The organism is Pandoraea captiosa, assembly GCF_902459775.1.
Classification (GTDB): Bacteria; Pseudomonadota; Gammaproteobacteria; order Burkholderiales; family Burkholderiaceae; genus Pandoraea; species Pandoraea captiosa.
Genome location: NZ_CABPSQ010000001.1, coordinates 1,206,822 through 1,228,324, shown reverse-complemented (window position 1 = coordinate 1,228,324; position 21,503 = coordinate 1,206,822). Strand labels below are relative to the sequence as shown.

The following is a 21,503-nucleotide window of genomic DNA, read 5'->3' as shown; positions in this document are numbered from 1 at the left end:
TCCCTGTTGGCCCGAGGCGAGATGAAGTTCGAAGGCGTTGTCGCACGCGACTTCGGGAACATCGGCTTCGATGGTGAGCCATTCCCCGGTGTTGCGGGCGCCCTCGCCGGGAACTGGTAGCGGGAGCACCACGCGCTGCCCTGATGGGTGGCTGTACAACGTGGCATTGGGTTCCGGCGGCGTTTCGTTCTCGGTGGGCTGATAACGCATGTGCAGTCGGTATCCCAAGCCGACGCCCCCGAGCACCATGGGGTCGACAGGCATCGGTACCCGCTTCGAGATGAGCGTCGTACTCAAAATATCCAGATACGTACGAACGCCTTCGACCAGCCGTAGGGATACGCCGCCACTGCCGTTGACGTTGGTCCACCCGTCGCGCCAGTCGTTGCCGAGGTTGCCGTAGGGCAGGAGGCTGCGGTGGGTTTTGCGGTTGCGTGAGGTCTTCATGACATTCTCCGATCGGCATCGGCATCGTCGAAAAACGTCTCTTCGACTTCCTTTGCGAAGGTCGGGCCACCATCCGCTGCGGTGTACTCGATGTGAATGACGATATCGGTGATTGCGGCGAGAATTTCCTTGTGGGGCGACACGCCGGGGCGTGCGAACCCGATTTGCCACGTCGAGATGGCCCCCATTCGCTCGAAGGGCTCGTAACGGTCGTTGTCAAAGAGAAAGCGCATGCCTGTACCGTCGTCGTCGAGGCCGGTGCTCACCGCCACCTTGGGCGTCATCCGAAGGTTGTGCCGGACATACTGCGAACTGCCTTCCGTGTCGGCAGGGTTGTAGACGTAGCGCATCGCCCGGATGTCGGGCTTGATCACGAGCAGACTGCCCAGTTGGGTGAGCGTCATGTTCAGTGTCTGATACGGCCCGATCACCGCGGGGACGGTCACGGAGACGCGCCGCAATTGCCGCAGGTAGAGTCCGGGATGGTCGGCGTCGAAGACCTGACTGTTGAGCGAGAAATCGAGCTTGCCGTCTTTCTGCAATTTCTGAAGATCGTCGTCCCATGTCGCGGCAAGGTGCGCTTTGAGCGAGATATTCTTCTTGATGACCAACTGTCGCTCCCGGCGATGCAGGAATGCCGAATCCATCTTGAGCAGGGCGAGCGACAGAGATTCGCCGGCGGTCAGTCCGTAATACCCGTCGAGCCAGTTACCCGGCTCGATGAAATGCGTTTCATAATCGCCGACCTCGTATTGCCATCCGGCCTGGGCGGCCTGACACAGCGTCGTTGTGGCGTCGAACGCCTGAAAGTAGAGGGTTGCCATGCGACTTTGCAGCCAGCGATAGAGCGAGGCGCGGCTGCCGCGCGTCTGCGTGAGGAACGTGTACATTTCCTCGGCTTGCGCCATGGCGCGGGTCTGCTGTTCGAGCGACGTACGACTAGCCTGAATTTGCACGTCCTGTGCGGCAAGCTGCGTGTCGATCATGCGGATCTCGGCATCTGCCATCTCGCGCTGGAAGGCCCATTCGACCCGACGACGCCGGAACCCCTCGGCGCGATCGAGCAAATGGGCGCCCATCGTCAGCGAATTCGAGGTGACTTCCATTCCCCTGGCAGCAGCGTGGCCAACGGCGCCATATTGGGCGCCGCCGGTGGCCATCCCGTAAATGTTCGGGATCGAATCCGCGATGGCAGCTGCGAGCGACGCGATGGGGACCATGGTTTGATAGAGCTGTCCGGCAGCGAGTAACGCGGTGGACGAGAGCTCCGTCGGCGACACGTCCTTGTCGACCATTTGCTTGAACCAGTCGTGCCGCAACTTCGCGCTCGCACGCGCGGCGACCATTGACGCGCGCACGGCTTCGGCGTGGGCGAGCATCTCCTCTTGGGTGCGGATGATGAAACGCGATATCTCGATGACGTGCTGCTGGGCGATCTCTTCTTGCTGTGCCCGGTCACCTTGCTCGATGTACTGACGCACCAGATTGCCGAATTGGCATAGCGTCTGAACCGCCTGCTGGGCGCGCGGGAGGATCGTCGCGAACCGGAACGGCAGCACCAGCAACCCGCCGCCGATGTCGCGACGATGCAAACCGCCGTCTCCCGACTGCGCCCGCATGAGATCGAACGGCGAAACCGGCGTGTCGTACAACGGTAGTTGCAGCGGCTTGCCGTCAATGGTCAGGTGATGCCGAAGGTTGAACAGTCGGGACGAAATCGTCTCCCAAAGCGAGAGCAGGTCGAGGTTGAGCGGCAGGCGGAACGCCGGATGCGCGAGAAGTTCTGCGTTCAGCAGGCCGCCAGATGTTGGGGGCAGGTCGGCCAGATCGTCGTCGGTGATGTCGGCCTCGATGGCAGCGAAGCGCGTGGCGTCGTGCTGTGCGTCGAGCTCGGAGAGCGACGCCGGCGTCCAGTGCGGTGCGCTCTTGAAGTCGGGGGCCTGGCCCATCATTCGTGCGGCGCGGACGTACAGCATTTTCGCTTCCGTAAGACTGTCGCGCGACACTTGGCGGTAGAGCATGTCGCCCCATTCGATCAGCGTCTCCACGTAGTCGCGAAACACGCGTTTGCGGTAATGCACGGGGTTACTGTAGGCGATGGCGTCGGGATCGGCTGGCTCGGCCACCTCGTAACTGTCGTCGCTCGCGTCTACCAGCGGCCGCACCCGCCAGTAGCGCGGCGTTTCGGATTTCGCCGCAAGAATGGGGCGTGCAGGATCGAAAAGATAATTGAGCCAGACCAGCGCGTCGCTATAGCTCATTTCGGCGCGAAGCTGATACGCGACCAAATGGGGTAAGTGGAAAAAAATTTCCCAGAAGTAGCGTCCGTTGGCCCCGGTGAAGTCGATTTCCTCAGGCGTATCGGGGGTGTCGGGAAACGGGGGTTCTTCGGTGGTTTGTGCGTCCCAGTCGAGCAGGCGTTCGAGGGAAATGGACGCACGCTGAATCAACGCCCCCGTAAAAGTCGTGTTCAGGCGGACGTCTCTGGACGACAGCTCGCCTTCGTCGAATCTCAGGAACTGCCCGCCACGCGCGCCATTGACGATCTCGGGCAAATCGCCGACATGTTCGGCCAGCGTCACCTTGTAGGTATTGCGCCAGGAGGGGGGCGAGACCGCACCGAAGGAGAACATGTGTTCAAGTTTCTCCGCGTCTGCCAGCGAGTGCTTGGACGTTACGCTGATGCCGCCATTGGCGACCATGGTTTTCCGCCATGACTGAACGCCCTCATGCGAGAGCGAAAATTCCATGGACTTTGGCACGGTGTCGCCGCTGATGAGGTCGCCACGGAAGTGGGGGTCAACCGATGGCAGCGTGGGAATAATGAGCTCATTGACGCCAAGTCCGGCCCCCTCGCGAAATGCAGCTTCCGAGATGTTCAGAATACGTTCGGCGTCGGAGCCGCTCAGCGTGAAGAACTGGTAGGGGGTGGGATCGAAAATGCTCCAATTCGTGCCGATCAGGTTCCCGGACGGCATCTTGATCTGTACCCTGCGCAGAAACGGGTGTAGGGCTTGCATGACCACGACCACGAGACTGTCGGAGGCTTTTGTCATGTGCAAAAACGCCACGTTGCGGTACACCCCATGGGGATCGCGAACCTTGAGCACCAAACGGCCTACCCTGAACTTGAAATCGGGGACAACCGCAGTACACAGCGCTGTGACTTCCAGATTGCCGCTCGGATTTTCGCTGCTGCCCGTCACGAAGTACTTTGCCCGAAGCGACAATTCCGATGCGATGCGTGCATCGGTTGTCGATGCCTTTCCCTCCGGCGTGGCGACAATGTCGGCGACGTAAAGGTTCTTCGGGTCGATGACCGCGTCGAGGCTCGGGAAGCGGTTCTGCAACACGAGCGAGCTGGCAAAGCGCCCGGTGGCAAGCGCGCGAAGCGTAACGAGGTAGGCGTCGGGTGCAATGGGATTGAACAGGGCGTCCCACAGGTGAACGCTATCGAGCGATGCGTCGTCCTTCGCGATGAGAGCCGCCGCCATCGACGATTCGCTCGGATGTGCGGCATCGAATCCGATAGCGATGAGGCGAAAGTCGGTATCGCGATCCGCTTCGACCTCGTCGACCAGTGTTGCTGGCGCCCAGAGACCGTTCAGGTCCACGAATGAGTAATGGAGCTTGAAATGCCACGTCGACGTGCGGGTGCCGGACGCCGGTGGCAACTTTCTCTCATGCCGCTCAACCCATATGACAAAGAGGCGGCCGTTCACGCAGACGGGACGGATGTGCGTGACGTCATCGGACATTTTGGCCCCGATCGGTTGCCATTCGCCCCACGCTGTCGGACTCAGACGCGTCTGCTTTTCGCCGAGGAACACGTTGGCCTTGCGCCAGTAGTACTGTCCCGGCACAGCTTTATGCCGACCGATGAAGTAGTAGGGCGCGTCACGCCGGTCCGAGCCATCGATGTAACCGCTCATCACGTCGAGATTGGCCACGTGTTCGAACGCACGCAGGTAAGAAAGAATCGCCACGCGCGCACGATCCTTGTTGAGCCGGGCTTGTCCCAGGTCGTTTTCCAGCGTGCGGAAGAACTCGCTCTTGCGAATGCGCAGCGTCGGGTCGATGTAGTTCTCCGGGTATGAACGTAGTTGCTCCGCGCCCGCCCAGATATCGTAGCGCGACTCCCAGTCTCGCCAGCGGCCCACGTCGTCCGGGTCGAACGGTTCGGAAAAACCGGGTTCCTCCCCGGCGTACACGGCGTGAATGTAGCGTTGCAGTGAAGCAATCAACTCGCCGACGACCGACGTCGTCGGCGCGGTTTCGACCAGATGGTCAAGCAGTTGATAGTGGTTGAGGTCCTCTGTCGTGACCGGTGTGCCTTGGGCGACTTCTGCCCTCACCACTACCTGTCCGAGGTAGAAGTCGGTCAGGGCACGCTGGCGGGTTCTGGCGAATACGTCGTACATGCCGCGAATGTCGTCGCTCATGAGGTGGCTCCTGTAGGGGGTCACGCCGCGGATGCCGGGGCGATCCGTACGTTGATCCATCGCACGTGACGGGGATCGACCAGCCGTATGCCAATCGCAAAGCGCGCGCTCTCCGACGGTTCTCGCCGGCAGTCCAGCGTCCATTCCAGCCCGGCCGACGACATCTCGCGGATCTGCATGTAGCTTGGCGTCGCGAGCAGCCCCTGACCGGTCGGGTTGGCGCCTTCCCATGTGAGCAGCACGTGCTCGCCGACGAGATGCTCATGCCCCGGCGCGGGCTTGATTCGCAGCACGCCGGTATCGCCAACGCGCATTGAGAGAAGGTCGGTGATCGCGGCGCCGTCGAGCGTGATCGTCCACGCCGGTGCGGCAACGACGCTGATCGAGAATTCGACGGGTGCGAGATCGCCGGGCGTGGCCTTGATCGTGTGCGTGCCCGGCACCGCCAGCGAGACGGGCGCGCGACTGTGTCCGGCCAGATCGGTAAATGCGGTCGCCGTCTCGTTGCCGGGGAATGTCCATGTCACAGGCAGATCGGCGATTGGCGGTCGTTTGCTGCCGGGAACACCGCTGCCGGGAAACTGAGTGGCTTCGACCAGCACCCCGACAAACGCCAGTCGCTGCGCGTCCTCGATGAATTTCTGATCCTTCGGCGTGATGGGCGTGGCCAGCGGTACATCGACGATGTCGAACTGCGACTGAATACGCCGCCCGTGAACCGATGCCGTCACGACGATGGTGCCCACGGCGAGTGCGGACAAGTCGAGCGACGCGAATCCGTTGGCGTCCGATTCCGAGGTGGATGCCGGCTCGCCATCCACGATCCACGAGACCGTTTCGTCTGGCGCGGGGCGGCCGGTCAGGGAGAGCACCTGACATCGCAGTGTGATGGCCTGATTCGCGAGCAATGGCGTCACGGGGCGGATGCCGTAGTCCCCGCTGACGTAAGCCTTGTCAACGAACTTGAGACCGGTGAAGAGGACGTTTGCGGACCCGCCGCCGAAGCGCGCGATCACGGCGACCGTGCCTGTCTCGCGGCTCACCAGCGACGTTTTTGCGACGCCGTTCCGATCCGTAAAGCTGGAAGTGCGCAGCAAACGGCCGGGGCCGTCCGTCACTTCCCAGCGAATTTCGCGGCCGATGACCCGATTGCTATGCAGATCGTCGAGATAGACGGACAGCGGCATGACTTCGCGCTCACCCGCAAGCGCGTCGCCTGGCGGGTCCATCTCATGCAGGTTTACCGTCGCCTCGTCGCAATCCACGCGCACGGCCGGTAACGCAATGCGTTGATCCAGGCCGATGGTGGCAAACACGTACGCCATGCCCATCGTCAGTCCGGGGTAGAGCGTCAGACGTGCGACGCCGTCGGCGTCGGTCGTGGCCGAGTCGGCATCGATCACGCCCACGCCCGACTGCGACCACCGTACCGGCACCCCGGCCAGCGGTGCTCCGCTCAGATCGCGAAGGGTCAGCGCGAACCGCGCTTCGTTGTCGTCTTCTCCGGAGGCGTCGTCCCAGTTGGCCACGAGCAGTTGCTTCGACACGGTGCAGGTGCTCGTCGCGCCTTGTCCTACCTCGGGTGTCACCTCAGCGGTATCTGCACCGTGCTCCTGAGCCGAGGCGCTCAGGCAGGCGAGGGCGTCCTGCACTGCCTGGCGGTACTCGGCGGTGCCCGAGCCTTCTGCGAGACGACCGAGCCGGTCCAGTGCAATGACGCTCAGCCCCGTCACTTGCGAGAGGTGCAGCACACGCAGCAATCCGGCAAAGTCACTCAGCCGACGCACGATGCCGTAGGGGCTGACCATCATGGCGGCGTCGAGCACATCGCGAGCGCCCGCACCGATGAGCGACGCCACGTGACCTGCCGCCGCGTCACGCATCAGACGTGCATAGCCCTCGTTCGCCTCGAGACCTGCTTCGTCGATGATGCCCGGCGTGTTGACGAGCGCAAGATATGCCAACAGGTCCGCCGGGGCGCAATGCCCGCGCTCGACGATGTCCCGGTATGTCCGGAGGTAATAGAAGTCGCGTAGTGTCTTGCCGCCGGGCGCGAAGCCGAAGGCATCGCGCTCGCGCGACTCCTCCTGACGGGCGTTCTGCGCGTGTTGCGCGAGCATGGCGCCGTCAAGCGAGAAATGCACGACGATGTCGGCTTGCCGCCGCAACTCGCTCAGTTGGTAAAGCATGACCTCCGACGCTTCGAACCGATGGACATCTCGGCTCGCCTGCAGCGAGGCGGGCCAGGTGAGAATGGCGTCGATCTGGCGGCGTGCCATCTCAGGCACCGGCTCGGGGATGGCTTTCCACGCCCACCCCAGAATGTCATAGACGCTTTGTCCGGCCCAGTCGACAAGCGGCAGCACCAGTTCGCCGGCAATGCCCAGATAACTGCCGAGATGTTCCTGCACAATGGCGCGTTGTGCTGCACGCGTACGCACGACGATCGAAATGAGCGTATCGACGATCTGGTCGCGCAGCGGGACTCTGCCGGGCGGGATATCTTCATCGACGTTTGGGGCATTCTTCATGCCGACATCGAGGCACTCGTAGATCTCGCCTTTGAATAGCGCTTGTACTGCGGAACGGATGATCGCCGCGGCGCTCGCCTCGAAATCGACGTCCGTGCCCGACACGCCATCGCGCACAATGCCGTCGGTGTCGACCACTTCCGACAACTGACAGAGCCAGTCGGGCGTGATCGGGGCAGGAAGGTCTTCTTCGGGGTCTTCCGGCGGATCGGACAATTGCAGCGATTCCGGTATGCCCGCCTCGAACAGCAGACTCAGCGTAATGCGCGACGTGGCTAACTGGTTCTTGAGGCTGCGGATCAGCGTCTGTTCGGGACTTCCCGCGATTTGCGGCGTCGAAGGCGCACGCAGATGCTGAATCATCCATGCAACGTCGATGCCGTTGTCGCGACACCATCTCAAGCACCCTTCGACGGCCACCAGGGCACTGAGAAAATCGGTGTCTCCGAGTGTCGCGATGGCCTGCACACGAGGCGTTCCCGCGAACTGGCTTACCACTGGCGCGCCCGCTTGCCCGAGCGTTTCGAACAGGCCGACGAGCACCGTCGGCGAGATCGAAAGGTGGCGTGCAAGGCTGGCAATGCGATAAAAGGCCGAGACCACGTCGAGCGAGCGCGTTAGCGGTCGATCGCCCAGGGTCGCCGAGATGGTACGCGCGATGTAGATGAACTCGTCGGGACTGAGGCCCAGCGCAACTGCGATGTGCTGCGCCGCCTGCGCACCGGGGGCCTGTCCCATGCGACTAAGCCACTCGATCGGTCCACCGTCGAGCACCAGCGGCGTCGAGTGCAGGCGCGGCTCGTTGAACACGCGATCGAACTGCGACGGGCCGTCGTCTCCAAGACTGTAAGGAGCAAGCGTGCTCATCCACGCGGCGAAGTCTTCCGCACCGACCCCGTAGCGTGTCTGAAAGTCCTTGAAGACTCCCAGCGCGCGAAGGGTATTCGTGGTGATGACCGGCGCGCCGGTGGACTGCTGGGCAATATGCGCCGAGATGATCAGTCGATCCGTTTCGCAATAGGTGAGTTCAAGCCAGCGACTGAGTCGGATGATGCGATGTATCCGGTCGGCACGATTCGGGGTCAGGCCGGTGAAGTAATGCGGGGGATTCACTGGTTCGGTGTCGTCATCCTCCTCATTGACGTGCGGCATGTCCGCTCGTACCGGTCTGCGTGCTGTCTCGGGCGGCGGGAGGGTCTCGATGGCGATAGCGGGCGTCTCTGCGCCGTTCAGATAGACCGCGCCAAATGCCGCTGCGCTCGCGGGCGGCAGACCCGGCACGTTCTCGGAGGCCACCGGCGCGGCGGTCTGCACGGCGAACAACTGGGGCAAGGCGTTGCTTTCCGTATGGGTACGTGCGCAAAAGATCGACGTATCGATGAGTTCGGTCAGGTGATTCACGCCGAACGTCTGGAGGTAGAAATCGGCGTCGCTTTCGTCTGTACCGGTGCCGGTGAAGTAGGGAGCCGTGAGCAATTCGCGCCGGTTGGGGCCTAACGGCAAGCTCAGCAGCATGGCGTCGTCCCCCCAAGTCGATTGCATGCTCTGATCCACGAAATAGTGGTATTTCGGATCCACCCGACGAGCGACTTCGCCCAGTGAGAGTCGCTCGCCTCGCGCGAGCGAGAGAATTTCGCGAATCTGCGTGGCCCAGTGTTCGTACGGCATCGACATTGGGTAGCGCACTTGCGACATGGCGATGTCGATGTCCGGCGCGGTATCTTCGCGGCCCGACAACACTTTCAGATAGGCGGAAATCGCGAATTCGAGTACGCGCGTCGAGACCGATAGCGTCGGAATTTCGGCATTGAACGCTTGCTCGTCGATGACTTCGTCGGCAATGTCCGGACGACGGTCGTCCAGTTTCAGACGAAAGGGGCTTTGCGGCTTCGAGGCTTCCAGCGACCGCGCGCGGCGATACAACATTGTTAGATACGCAACGGGCGAGGTGCGCGCCTCGATGGCGTTCGGCCGTGCCATGGCGGCCCAGTTTTCGTCGAAAAGGTTGCCGTACTGCGGGCCCTTGGCCAGCGCCTCGAAACCCTGCGCGATGTCGGGCGACGTCTGCTCGCTCCGGATCAGTTCCCGCTCCCGGAACCGTCGGGCGACGACGATGCCCGCCGCCGCCGCGCGCTGTTGGAGCCGACGGGCTTCGTCGATATGCAGGTCGGGACGTCGGTCAAGCAATTGCCGTGCCGACAGGCTGCCCAGCGTCACCGCATCGCCTGCTGCCTGCGCAACTTGCCGTGCGGCGTCGGACTGCGTCTTCGTCAACCGCTCGATCAGCGGGCTGGTGTAGATCGATGCTTTTGCTTTGCGACCCATTGAGAACTCCCCGTGGCACAGTCCGATGGCGGATGAATTACGTCCAGCTCAGCAGTACCGCATCGATGAACTTCTCAACGCCATCCACCTCTCGATAGAGAAACACGTTAGGTGACCAGGCCCTGCTACTCGTCAGACGTGCGAGCGCCACTTCGCCGAAGGTGAACGGCAAGATTTCGACGTCCATCCCGCTGCCCTCGGTCAAACGGTACTTCTCGCCGGGTTGCTGATTGGCGTACGTCGGCCACTGCAAGTAGATCGGCTCGCCCACGGGGGCTGACTTGACCGGGGCATACAGGAACGGCGCCATCGATTTTTCGATGAGCGGCGGATGGTTTATTCTGATGTCGATGTCCGGGCCGCCGATGTGGTATCGCGCGTTGAGCGGTGGCATCACGTAAGCATCCATGCTGCCGAGGTCGTAATCCGTATCGTCCCCAGGCAATGTCTCATCGTGTCTGAACGAGATGCTGCCATCCGACTGCGAGAAGTGCATTGGCGCGCTGAAGGCAAAGATGACCGAGCCGTCGCGTCGATAGAGTCGAACGGAAACCTGGGCGTCGGGGTCAGTAGGCACGCCTGCGGCGCCGTGAGCGTATCGAGCGGCGATGCCATAGATGCGGATATGGTCGTGCCCGTAGGCTTCGCCGAGTTCGGGACGGGCAGGATAGACGACGGCCATGTAAGTGGCTTCGTCCGGATCCGACGGACACCGCATGTAGTAGACCGTGTATTGCTTGGTCGTCGGGCCCCCGGCGATCATGAACCGGGCCGAGGAAAACAACCCGGCATCCTGGCGATACGTCACCGGAAATTCCGCAACGCCATTGGCGTCGGTGAATCGGGGCTCCCCGATCGGCATTCCCATTGCGCCGCTCGTTATCGCGTCATCCGGCGTAAGGGAAACAATGCTGCATGGGATACCTTCCATTGGCTCACCGCCGGGCAGCGCGCGGGCTTCGATCAGGATGCCGCGCACGCCCCCACCGGTCGGTCCGAAGACGAAGGCGCCCGAAGCACCCATACTGGTCTTGGGCATCGGTTTGGCGAAAAGCTCGAACGTGTTCGAACTGCCCGCGTCCGCGTTTGCCTTCGGCTCGTTTGCATCGTTTGCATCGTTTGCATCGTTTGATGTGCTCATGGCGCTCTCCTGATTTCATTCCCAATGCAGCAGTACCGTATCGATGAACTTCTCGACCCCATCCACCTCTCGATAGAGATACACGTTAGGTGACCAGGCCCTGCTACTCGTCAGGCGTGCGAGCGCCACTTCGCCGAAGGTGAAGGGCAAAATTTCGACGTCCAGTCCGCTGCCCTCGGTCAAGCGATACTTCTCACCGGGCTGCTGGTTGGCGTACGTCGGCCACTGCAAGTAGATAGGCTCACCCACGCGAGCAGATTTGACAGGGGCATACAGGAACGGCGCCATCGATCTTTCAATGAGCGGCGGATGGCTGTTTTTGACGTCGATTCCGGCACCGCCGATGTGATACGACTCGCCAAGTGGCCCGGTCGTACGAACGTCCATGCTGCCGATGTCATAGGTCTCGTCAGACCCCGTTCTCGTGTCGTCCATCCGAAATGACAGGGTGTAGTCCGCCTCGGAAAGAAACGCGTCCGCCAGGAAGGACCACATGACGGCGCCGTCGGTTTGATAGAGGCGGACGTTCACCGAGTGTTCGAGATCGGGCAGATCTTCGGCACCGCGGACATAACTTCCTGCAATGCCATAGACACGCAAATGGGGGTAGGCGTAAGCCTCGCCGAGTTCCGGGCGGCCGGGGTACATCACCGCGATATACGTGGCCTCATCCGGACTTCCCGCGCATCGCCTGTAGTCGATCTGATATTGCGTGCTGGAGGGGCCGCCAGCGATGGTAAATCCGGCGGATCGAAACAACCCGGCGTCCCGCCGATAGGTCACCGGAAACTCTGCGATTCCATCGGCATCCGTGAATCGGGTCTCGCCGATGGGCATCGTCATGGCACCGCTACTCACCGCGTCGTCCGGACTGAGACTGGAAATACTGCAAGGGATGCCTTCCATCGGTTCTCCGCCGGGAAGCGCACGCGCTTCGATAAGAATGCCGCGCTCGCCAGCCCCCGTCGGGCCAAAAACGAAGACCGAGTTGTATCTATCGCCGTACATACTGGTTTTGGGCATCGGCTTGGCAACAAGCTCGAAAGTGTTCGACGTGTCGTTGCCCGGGGCGCCCTGGGACTTGTTCACTTTGTCCGAAGCGTTCATGACATCCTCCAAAACTTGAAAGTCTCATCTCGCCAATGCGGGACGCTCTCGCCCAAAAACTGGCCAGACTCCGGCCACTGTCGACGCTGGTGACTTTGGTGTCATCGTCGACCCCGGCCGACATGTCTGTCGGCTTACTCCCAGCGCAGCAATACCCGGTCGATCAGCGTACTTTTTCCGTCCACCTCCCGGAACAGATCGATGACAGGTGAGAACGCCTTGTTGCCGATGATGCGAGCCAAGGCGACTTCACCGAACTCAAAGGGGAAGATCTGAACACTCAGGCCATCGCCGCTGCTCAGTCGGTACTCCTCGCCGGGCTGCTTGTTCGCATACGTCGGCCATTGCAAATAGATGGGCTCGCCTACCGGTGCGGACTTGACAGGGGCGTAGAGGAACGGCGCTTGCGAGTTCTCGAGAAGGGGCGGGAAGTCGTTGTTGACGTCAATGCGACGGCGCCCAATGTGATATTCGCCGGCAAGATCCATGGTCGCCTCGACGTTCATGCTGCCGATGTTGTAGGTCTGCTCGATCCCTGTCAGCGTTTCGTCGTATCGGAAGGAAAGCGTTTTTTGAATTTCCGAAAATTCGGCTTTCGCAGCGACCTCCCACATCAATGACCCGTCTGTTTGAAACAGACGCGCATGGACAGGGTCCTTGATCTCGGGCACTCCCGTGGCGGGATGAACGTAACTCCCGGCAATGCCGTAGACGCGCAAATGCGGATCGGCGTATGCCTCGCCGAGTTCCGGGCGGCCCGGGTAGCACACCGCCATATAAGTGGCCTCGTCCGGATTCGACGCGCACCGCCTGAAGATGATTCGATAGTTCTTGTACGACGGTCCGCCCGCGACGACGAACGTGGCCGGTGAAAACAGCCCGAGATCCCGTCGATACGTCACAGGAAATTCGGCAACGCCATTGGCGTCGGTAAATCGGGTCTCGCCAATCGGGAGCGTCATGACCCCGCTTGTCACCGAGTCAGGCGGGGTGAGGCTGATGATGCTGCAAGGGATGCCCTCCATCGGCTGCCCGCCGGGCAGCGCACGCGCCTCGATGAGAATGCCGCGGTCACCGCCGTCCGTCGGCCCGAAGACGAAGATGGTCGCGCCGGATCCCTCGTCGTACATGCTGGTCTTCGGCATCGGCTTTGCCACGAGTTCGAACGTGTTAGACGTGTCATTGCCCGAGTTGGCACCGGACTTGTTGCTGGACGTGCTCATGATGGCCTCCTGCGAGGCAGAGAAAGATGCGGCGGATGAAGCGAGACAACGCAACGCCATCGTCTGCGGTTACCCATACACCCACAACTGTCAACGTTGACAGGTCACTCATCTCTCACGCGCGCCTCGGCGCGAGGTGCAACCGCCTGAGGTAAACCCTGAAGCGATTCGACTTGCGCCATTTTTTTGAAATAACTATATTTCTTTCAAATAACAGTTATTGCACTGAGATAACTGTTTAGCGAAAAATGCGTTGACCGCATTGTCGTCATCTCAATGCACGCGTGATGTCACGCGTCGATGTCCATGGAGTTCAAATGAGCGAGACCGCAAAGCAAACGGAACAGGAAGTTCTCTTCACGCAGGTCGGCAAGGTTGCCGTGATTACGTTGAATCGCCCGCAAGCGCTCAACGCCTGGACCATCGCCATGCGCGAACTGATCATCGACGCGCTCCAGCGCTTCAACGCTGACGAGAATGTGGCGGCCGTGATCATGACTGGCGCCGGGCGCGCATTCTCGGCCGGGCAGGATCTGGCCGAAGCGAAGCACTTCGACGGCGACACCGCCATCGAGTGGATCAAGGGCTGGGAGCATTACTACGACGTGATTCGCAGCCTGAAGAAGCCGCTGGTCATGGCGCTCAACGGCACCGCCGCCGGCTCGGCCTTCCAGGTGTCGTTGCTCGGCGATATCCGGGTGGGGCACCCGGGCGTGCGCATGGGCCAGCCGGAAATCAATGCCGGCATCGCCAGCACGACCGGCCCGTGGATCATGAATCACATGCTGGGCCTGTCGCGCACCATCGAACTCACGCTCACGGGCCGCCTGATGGACGCCGAGGAGAGTCATCGACTCGGTCTGATTCATCACCTCGTGCCCGAAGACAAGGTGTTCGACAAGGCGCTGGAGATTGCGACGGAGCTGGCCGAGAAGCCGCCGGTCGCCATGCGTCTGGACAAGCAGCGCTTCCGTGAAATGACCGAGGGCACGTTCCAGGACGCCATCGAAGCCGGCATGCGCATTCAGCGCGAGTCGTACGAGTCGGGCGAACCGGCACGCATGATGGCCGCGTTTTTTGCCAAGCGTGCCGCGAAGTCGGAAACGGCCAAGGCGTGACGCGAACGCGCTTCCCAGACGCGCTTCCTAGACGCGTTTCCCAATAGAGATCGCTACCGACCGAAGCGAATGAAGTTACGTCACGCGTTGCGGCCCGTCGCCGCGTGACGATCCACACAGGACTTGCGCCGCGCGCACGTCCACTGCACAGCGGAGTTCCTTATGTCTGACTCGCACGACCCGCAAAACCCGTCCCGTCGCCGTCTGCTTCAGATGGCAGGCGCCACTGCACTGGCCGGCGCATTGCCGCTCGCGACCTCGCACAACGCGTTCGCCCAGGCCCGGCAACTGATCGTGTCCGATCCGGGCGGCCCGTACACCGTGGCGTATCGCCGCGCGTTCTACGATCCGTTCGAGAAGGCGACCGGCATCAAGGTGGTCAGCGTGGCACGCGATTCGCAGCCGGTGGCGCAGTTCGCGGCCATGGTACAGACGAAGAACTTCGTGTGGGACGTCACCACGCTCACGCTCTCGGCCGATATCCCGTATCTCGAATCCAAGGGCTTTCTCGAACCTATCGGCATGAAGGCGGGGGATTTCCCCGGCATCATGCCCGAGGCCGTCACGGCCGACTGGCTGGGCGTCGATGTGTATTCGACGGTCCTGGCGTACCGCACCGACAAATTCCAGAAGGAAGCGCCGCAAACGTGGGCGGACTTCTGGGACGTGAAGCGCTTTCCCGGCCGTCGCTCGCTGCGTCGCAGCCCGCTCGACACGCTGGAGCAGGCCCTCATGGCCGACGGCGTGCCTATCGACAAGCTGTACCCGCTCGATCTCGACCGCGCGTTCCGGTCGCTCGACAAGATCAAACCGCACATCAACCTGTGGTGGACATCGGGTGCGCAAGCCATGCAGGCAATCCAGAGCGGCGACGTCGACATGATGTCGACCTGGAACGGACGCGCGCAAGCTGCCATCGACAACAAGGCGCCGGTGAAGATCGTCTGGAATCAGGGGCTGTACTCGATCGAAGGGTGGGGCATTCCGAAGGGCACGCCGCGTGCCGAGTTCGCCCGACAGTTCGTGCGCTTTTGCGGCGATCCGGCGCGTCAGGCGCTCATTACGCAGGATCTGGCCTACGGCCCGACCAACCTCAAGGCCTTCGACGGCATTCCGAAAGAGCGTGCGCCGTTGTTGCCCACCGCCCCCGCCAACCTCAAGGGCATGCGTCTGCCGAGCCCGCAGTGGTGGGCGGAGAACCGCGCCAAGGCCACCGAGCGTTTCAACGCGTGGTTGTTGTCGTAAGCGTCGCGAAGACCGGAGCCGTGGAGCAGGATGAGCACGAACATGAGTACCAAACTGGAAACCATCGGTCTTGCCAAGACGTATCGCGAGACCCCCGCGCTTCTGCCGACGGATCTGCGCGTCGCGGCAGGGGAATTTCTCACGCTGCTCGGGCCGTCCGGCTCGGGCAAGACCACGCTGTTGCAGATGATCTCGGGGCTGGTCGAGCCCAGCGCCGGGCAGTTGCTCATCGACGGTCGCGACGCCACGCACGAGGCGCCGGGCAAGCGCGGCATCGGCATGGTGTTCCAGAGCTACGCGCTGTTTCCGCATATGACCGTCTGGGAAAACGTGGCGTATGGGTTGCGCATGCGCAAGCTGCCGCGCGCCGAACTGGCGCCGGCCGTCGACGCCGCACTGGCAATGGTCAAGATGCAGGCCTTTGCGCAGCGTCTGCCGGCGGAACTCTCGGGCGGCCAGCAGCAGCGCATTGCGCTCGCGCGCTGTTTCGCGTTCCGTCCGTCGATCATTCTGCTCGACGAACCGCTCGGGGCGCTGGACAAGAAGTTGCGTGAGCACATGCAGCTGGAGATTCGCCGGCTGCATCAGGAACTGGGCGCAACCTTCATCTACGTGACCCACGATCAGGATGAAGCGCTCACGCTGTCCGACCGCATCTGCCTGATGAATCAGGCGCGCATCGAACAGATCGGCACGCCGACGCAGTTGTATGACCGGCCGGCCACCCGCTTCGCTGCAGATTTTCTCGGACATTCGAATTTGCTCGACGGCATTGTGGAGCGTCTGCCCGACGGGCGCGTGGCGCTGCGGGTGGGCGCGCGCCTCGTGCCTGTCGGTCCCAGCCCCGATCTGCCGGCGGCGGGCAACGCCAGCCTGCTGGTCCGGCCGGAAGCGGCGCGCCTGACGTCGCCGGAGGAGGGCGCACTCGCAGGCACGATTCGCGAAGTCGTGTTTCTCGGGGCCGACACGCGCGCCATCGTGTCGCTGGGGCAGGGTGCCGATGCCCAGAGCGTGCCGGGAGGCGACGCGGCGGACTTCACCGTGCGATGCCCTCGCGATCTGACGCCTCGCGTGGGCGATCGGGTGGGACTCGCCTGGGACCACGCGCGCGCCACGCTGCTCACTCGCTGAGTCGCTTCGCCGCCAATCGGGGTGTTCGCATGAGCGCCCCAATCATCCGCTTCAGGAGTATTTGCCATGTGGCTTGTTCAACGCCTGCCTCAGGCGGGGCCTCGTATTGCCTGGCCGAAGCATCTGGCCCGCTGGCTGCCGGCCTTGCCCGCGCTGCTGTTCCTCGCTGTGTTCTTCATCGTGCCCGTCGTCGAGATTCTGCAGGGCGGCCTCTACGATGCCGATGGCGCGTTGTCGGTCGCGCAGTTTGCGCGCATGACGCATTCCGCTGTCTATATCAAGGTGCTTGGCTCGACCTTCTGGATCGCCTTCCTGACGGCCGCGCTCTCGGTGCTGCTCGGCTATCCGGTCGCCTATCTGCTCGCCCGCCTGCCGGCGCGTTCGCGTGAGCGCTGGCTGCTGTGGATCGTGCTGCCATTCTGGACGAGCTATCTGGTCAAGACGTACGCCTGGATGCTGTTGCTCTCGAAGACGGGGTTGCTCACGACGCTGGCGACACATCTGGGGCTGATCGATGGCGCGGGCACGCTGGCGCCCTCCATGACCGGCGTGCTGATCGGCATGGTGCACGCGATGTTGCCGCTGGCCGTGATGACGATGCTGCCGATCATGCGCGGCATCAACATGCAACTCGTGCAGGCCGCGCAGACGCTCGGCGCGGATCGCGCGACCGGGTTTTTCACCGTCTTTTTGCCGCTGTCGAGCGCCGGGGCCGCAGCGGCCGGTCTGCTCGTCTTCATTACGAGTCTGGGGTTTTTCATCGTACCGGCACTGCTGGGTTCGCCGCGCGAGTCGATGGTGGCGCAACTGGTCATCACGTCAGTGCTGGAGCTGTTCGATCTGCGCTTCGCAGGGGCACTCTCGACGGTCTTGCTCCTGTGCTCCATCGTGGTGTTCTTTGTCTACGACCGTGTGGTGGGACTGTCGTCGCTGGCGGGCGAAGCGCCGCAGCGACGCGCCGGTTCAGGCGGGCGCATGCTGCCGCTGCTCATTGCCGTGGGGCGCCTCGCAGGCAAATTCTCGTTCTCTCGGGGACGTGAGCGCGCCGATGGCGGCGTTGGACTGAAGGCCTACACGTGGGCGGTCGTGCTTGCGCTGGTGCTGCCGATCGCATTCGTTGTGCCGCTGGCGTTCACGCGGCAGTCGTTCGTGTCGTTCCCGCCGGAGTTGTTCACCGTCAAATGGTTCGTGGCGTTTCTCGAATCGAGCGTGTGGCAAGCGGCGTTGCTGCGCTCGCTCGGCGTGGGTTTCGCCACGGCGGCACTGGCGCTGGTGCTCGGCTTCGGCGCAAGTCTGGCGCTGGTTCGGTTGCCGTCGCGCTGGCGCAAGCCGCTGTTTGCCGTGTTCATTGCGCCGCTGATCGTGCCGCGCATCGTGGTCGCCGTCGGACTGCTTTATCTCTTCGCCCGTTGGGAACTGGCGGGCACCAATGCGGGGCTCGTGATCGGTCACACCGTGCTGGCCATTCCGTATGTGGTCGTGACCCTGTCGGCGAGCTTCAAGCGCTTCGACTGGCGACTCGACGATGCGGCCAAGATGCTCGGCGCCTCCGCTTTCACCCGCGTGCGCACCGTGCTGTTGCCGTTGCTCGCGGCAAGCCTCGGCTCGGCATTCCTGTTCGCGTTCATCGTGTCGTTCGACGACCTGACCATCGCCATCTTCGTCTCCGGCGGCATCAATACCACGCTGCCCAAGCAGATGTGGGACGACATTCAACTGGCCGTCACCCCGACGCTCGCCGCTGTCGCCACCTCGCTGGTGTTCCTGATGGTGTTCGTCGTCTGGCTGTCTTCCATCTTCAAACGCAAGAGCTACTGATATCTCCGGATTCCCGTATGTCCATGTCTAACGTTGCCCGAGTCGCGCCGGTGAATGCGCAGACGCTTTGCCCTGCGCAACAGGCTTCGCCGTCGGCGTCGCATCCTTACACGCAGTATTTTCCGCAGCGGGCCGAGGGCGACCGGCTCGATGTCGTGCCGCTGCTAATGGCAGGGCTTCATGCCGGATCGACGCATCCGGTCGTGGTTTTCGAGGGCGAGGCCATTGATCGGGCACAGATGGCCGCACGGGTCGGCGCCATGCAGGCGTGGCTCGCTGCGCAGGGGCTAATGCCCGGTGATCGCGTGGCCGTCATGCTGGGAAATAGCGCGGCGCAGATTGCGCTCATCTACGCATTGATGCTGTCCGGCCTCGTCTGGGTGCCGGTCAACACGCGTCTGAAGGGCGACGGCATCGAGTATCTGCTCGGCCACGCCAAGCCGAAGCTGCTGATTGCCGAGCCGGCTTTCGCGCAGGTCATCGATGCCGGCGTCGCGCTCGCGGCCGAGCAGGCGGGGCACCATGGTCCGAGCGTCACGCGTGTCTGGCTGTCCGATGTCATGACGCAAGCCCAGGCGCACGCCGGTAAGTTGCCCGTCGCCGCGAATGTGACGCCGGCCTCGGTGCTGTGCATCATCTACACCTCCGGCACGACCGGCGCGCCCAAGGGGGTGCTGTTCACGCATCGCATGATGCGTATCGCCAGCGAGGCAGCATTGCGGGTGGCGGATGCGGGCAGCGGCGACCGGCTGTTCCTCTGGGAGCCGCTGTGCCATATCGGCGGCGCGCAGATGTTGCTGCTGCCGTTTCTCGTCGATGTCGAAATGCATGTCGTCGAGCGCTTCTCCGCCAGCCGCTTCTGGCAGCAGTGCGAGCAGGCGCAGGCAACGCATCTGCATTACCTCGGCGGCATTCTGGACATTCTCATGCAGTTGCCGCGCGACGCGCAGCCGGCCACCAACTCGTTGCGTGTCGCCTGGGGCGCAGGCGTGTCGGCGAGCGCATGGCAGGCCACGCGCGAGCGTCTGGGGTGTGCATTGCGCGAATGCTACGGCATGACGGAATGTTCGAGCTTCGCCACGTTGAACGACGCCGATCAGCCGGGATCCATCGGTCACGCATTGCCCTGGCTGACGCTGGAATTGCTGGACGACGACGGTCGTGCGGTCGCAGACGGGGAGCCGGGCGAAATCGTGCTGTCGAGCGAGGTCGAAGGGGTCTTCCTGCCGGGCTACCTCGATAATCCCGAGGCCACCGCCAAAGCGCTGCGCGACGGCAAACTCTATACCGGCGACAGTGCACGGCGCGGCGCCGATGGCAGCCTCGTCTTCATTGGTCGCCGTACCGACAGCATGCGCGTGCGTGGTGAGAACGTGTCGGCCTGGGAGATCGAGCGCGTTTTTGCCCGGCATCCGTCGATCGCGGCGTGTGCGGCGATTGGCGTTGCGAGCGACGTCGGCGAGCAGGACATCCTGTTGTACGTGCAGTTCCGCGACAAGCCGCTCGATTGGCCAACGCTGTCGCAATGGGCGTCGGAGCGGCTCGCCAGCTATCAGCGGCCGCGCTACTATCGCGAGACGGCCCAGTTCGAGACGACGCCGTCCGAGCGGATTCGCAAGCATCTGTTGTCTCGCGACACGGCGCTTGCGTGGGAGTCCGGCTCGACAAGGTGAGCAAAGTGAGGTTGTGTGGTGGTCAAGCGATTATCGCATGTAAATAGAATGTTATTTTCATGAGATAATCGGAAAAAATCTGTCCGACATTCGACGACCTGTGGCCACCACCAAAACCCCACGCACTCGCGCCAAAGCGACCAACGCGACCAAAACAGCCAAAGCCGCCAACGCTACTGAGGCGACTGACACGCATGCGGACACGACGACGGCATCCAGCGCGCCCACCGAGTCCACGCTTTACGTCAACTCGGTCGAAAAGGCGATGAAAGTGCTGACGGCGTTCGACGGTTCGAAGCGGCATCTGTCGCTCTCCGAAATCGCCTCGGCCACCGGGTTCGACATCAGTGCCGCGCAGCGTTTCACGTTCACGCTCTCGGCGTTGGGTTACCTGCTCAAGGACCCGCAGAGCAAGAAGTACGAACTGTCGCCGAAGCTGCTCGACTTCACCTACCACTATCTCGTCTCCAACGAACTGGTCAGTCGAGCTGCGCCCTACCTTCAGCAACTGGCCGCAGAGACCGAAGAAGCCACGAACCTGACCGTGCGGCTCGACACGGACATCGTCTTCGTGCTGCGTATCGTGAGCCGGAGTGTGTTCAACGCGAACGTGATCGTCGGCTCGCGCCTGCCGGCATACTGCACCGCACCGGGGCTGGCCATGCTCGCGACGCTCGACGACACGGAGATCGACGACATCCTCGCGCGCACCCATCTCGTTCAGTTCACCCCGGCGACCGTGGCGCAACCGCGCAAGATCAAGGAACGACTCGCCCGAATTCGCAAACAGGGCTACGCGCACACGGAAGACGAGTACTTCATGGGCGACATCTCAACGGCAGCCGCGGTCGTCAATCAGGACGGCAGGGCCATCGGTGCGATCAACATTGCCGTGCCGCGCGTGCGCTGGAATGCCGGGCGCGACGAGCGGCGCTTTGCCGATCTCGTGATCCAGACCGCCGGTGCGTTGTCCGCGCGGCGCCGTCAGGAAATGTGACGACAGTAATCGAAAGCACCGGGAAGGACCGGGAAGCATCGAAAAGGAAATGTAAGGCAGGTTGAGACTTCCTTTGCCGACGGGCCTGAGCGCCGGTTGCCGTCCGAAATTGACGTGCTAGAATCCCGCCCCATGCGTTTGGAGACACGAAACCGATGGCCGGACCGGGGCGGCCAGACGGTGCGCCACATACGGCGCGCAAGCGGCTACCGCGTTTGTCCCTCTCCAACCTGTCGAAGCGCTGATGGAACCGCTGATCGAACCGCTGCGCGTTCCATCAGGGCTTATCCCCCGAACTTCAAACT

The 21,503-nt window shown here is 62.6% G+C and carries 11 protein-coding genes; 6 read left to right on the top strand and 5 right to left on the bottom strand.

The features are described 5' to 3' along the window. Window positions 1-443: 443 nt before the first annotated feature. The 5 genes from PCA31118_RS05100 to PCA31118_RS05080 all read right to left on the bottom strand — a co-directional run bounded on the left by PCA31118_RS05100 (window position 444) and on the right by PCA31118_RS05080 (window position 13,216). Window positions 444-4,889, bottom strand: coding sequence for a Tc toxin subunit A-related protein (locus tag PCA31118_RS05100; protein ID WP_150623490.1), 4,446 nt, complete (start codon window positions 4,887-4,889; stop codon window positions 444-446). A gap of 20 nt (window positions 4,890-4,909) precedes the next feature. Beyond that, on the bottom strand, window positions 4,910-9,745 hold the full coding sequence (locus PCA31118_RS05095) for a Tc toxin subunit A (RefSeq protein ID WP_150623488.1): 4,836 nt from the start codon (window positions 9,743-9,745) through the stop codon (window positions 4,910-4,912). A 37-nt stretch (window positions 9,746-9,782) separates the two neighbouring features. After that, a complete protein-coding gene (locus PCA31118_RS05090) occupies window positions 9,783-10,886 on the bottom strand; it encodes a hypothetical protein (protein WP_150623486.1) in 1,104 nt (367 codons plus the stop codon). A 15-nt stretch (window positions 10,887-10,901) separates the two neighbouring features. Next, window positions 10,902-11,993, bottom strand: a complete 1,092-nt coding sequence (locus PCA31118_RS05085; RefSeq protein WP_150623484.1) for a hypothetical protein — start codon at window positions 11,991-11,993, stop codon at window positions 10,902-10,904. 134 nt (window positions 11,994-12,127) lie between these two features. Next, window positions 12,128-13,216, bottom strand: coding sequence for a hypothetical protein (locus PCA31118_RS05080; protein WP_150623482.1), 1,089 nt, complete (start codon window positions 13,214-13,216; stop codon window positions 12,128-12,130). A gap of 317 nt (window positions 13,217-13,533) precedes the next feature. On the opposite strand from PCA31118_RS05080, the gene PCA31118_RS05075 reads away from it, so the two are divergent. From PCA31118_RS05075 to PCA31118_RS05050, 6 genes are all read left to right on the top strand, one after another. After that, on the top strand, window positions 13,534-14,334 hold the full coding sequence (locus PCA31118_RS05075) for an enoyl-CoA hydratase/isomerase family protein (protein ID WP_044455685.1): 801 nt from the start codon (window positions 13,534-13,536) through the stop codon (window positions 14,332-14,334). Window positions 14,335-14,496: 162 nt separating this feature from the next. Beyond that, on the top strand, window positions 14,497-15,579 hold the full coding sequence (locus PCA31118_RS05070; RefSeq protein ID WP_150623480.1) for an ABC transporter substrate-binding protein: 1,083 nt from the start codon (window positions 14,497-14,499) through the stop codon (window positions 15,577-15,579). A gap of 42 nt (window positions 15,580-15,621) precedes the next feature. Beyond that, entirely contained in the window at window positions 15,622-16,710 is a 1,089-nt protein-coding gene (locus PCA31118_RS05065) for an ABC transporter ATP-binding protein (protein ID WP_150623478.1), read from the top strand. 66 nt (window positions 16,711-16,776) lie between these two features. Further along, window positions 16,777-18,528 carry an ABC transporter permease subunit gene (locus tag PCA31118_RS05060; protein WP_150623476.1) on the top strand — a complete coding sequence of 584 codons (1,752 nt, stop codon included), beginning with the start codon at window positions 16,777-16,779 and terminating at the stop codon, window positions 18,526-18,528. Between the two features lie 17 nt (window positions 18,529-18,545). After that, window positions 18,546-20,201, top strand: a complete 1,656-nt coding sequence (locus PCA31118_RS05055) for an AMP-binding protein (protein ID WP_150623474.1) — start codon at window positions 18,546-18,548, stop codon at window positions 20,199-20,201. A gap of 100 nt (window positions 20,202-20,301) precedes the next feature. After that, a complete protein-coding gene (locus tag PCA31118_RS05050) occupies window positions 20,302-21,198 on the top strand; it encodes an IclR family transcriptional regulator (protein WP_246190064.1) in 897 nt (298 codons plus the stop codon). The last annotated feature ends 305 nt before the right edge of the window (window positions 21,199-21,503 follow it).

Coding starts and splice junctions, on each gene's coding strand:
- PCA31118_RS05100 (WP_150623490.1), bottom strand. CDS start 4,889: ATGAGCGACGACATTCGCGGCATGTACGACGTATTCGCCAGAACCCGC.
- PCA31118_RS05095 (WP_150623488.1), bottom strand. CDS start 9,745: ATGGGTCGCAAAGCAAAAGCATCGATCTACACCAGCCCGCTGATCGAG.
- PCA31118_RS05090 (WP_150623486.1), bottom strand. CDS start 10,886: ATGAGCACATCAAACGATGCAAACGATGCAAACGATGCAAACGAGCCG.
- PCA31118_RS05085 (WP_150623484.1), bottom strand. CDS start 11,993: ATGAACGCTTCGGACAAAGTGAACAAGTCCCAGGGCGCCCCGGGCAAC.
- PCA31118_RS05080 (WP_150623482.1), bottom strand. CDS start 13,216: ATGAGCACGTCCAGCAACAAGTCCGGTGCCAACTCGGGCAATGACACG.
- PCA31118_RS05075 (WP_044455685.1), top strand. CDS start 13,534: ATGAGCGAGACCGCAAAGCAAACGGAACAGGAAGTTCTCTTCACGCAG.
- PCA31118_RS05070 (WP_150623480.1), top strand. CDS start 14,497: ATGTCTGACTCGCACGACCCGCAAAACCCGTCCCGTCGCCGTCTGCTT.
- PCA31118_RS05065 (WP_150623478.1), top strand. CDS start 15,622: ATGAGTACCAAACTGGAAACCATCGGTCTTGCCAAGACGTATCGCGAG.
- PCA31118_RS05060 (WP_150623476.1), top strand. CDS start 16,777: ATGTGGCTTGTTCAACGCCTGCCTCAGGCGGGGCCTCGTATTGCCTGG.
- PCA31118_RS05055 (WP_150623474.1), top strand. CDS start 18,546: ATGTCCATGTCTAACGTTGCCCGAGTCGCGCCGGTGAATGCGCAGACG.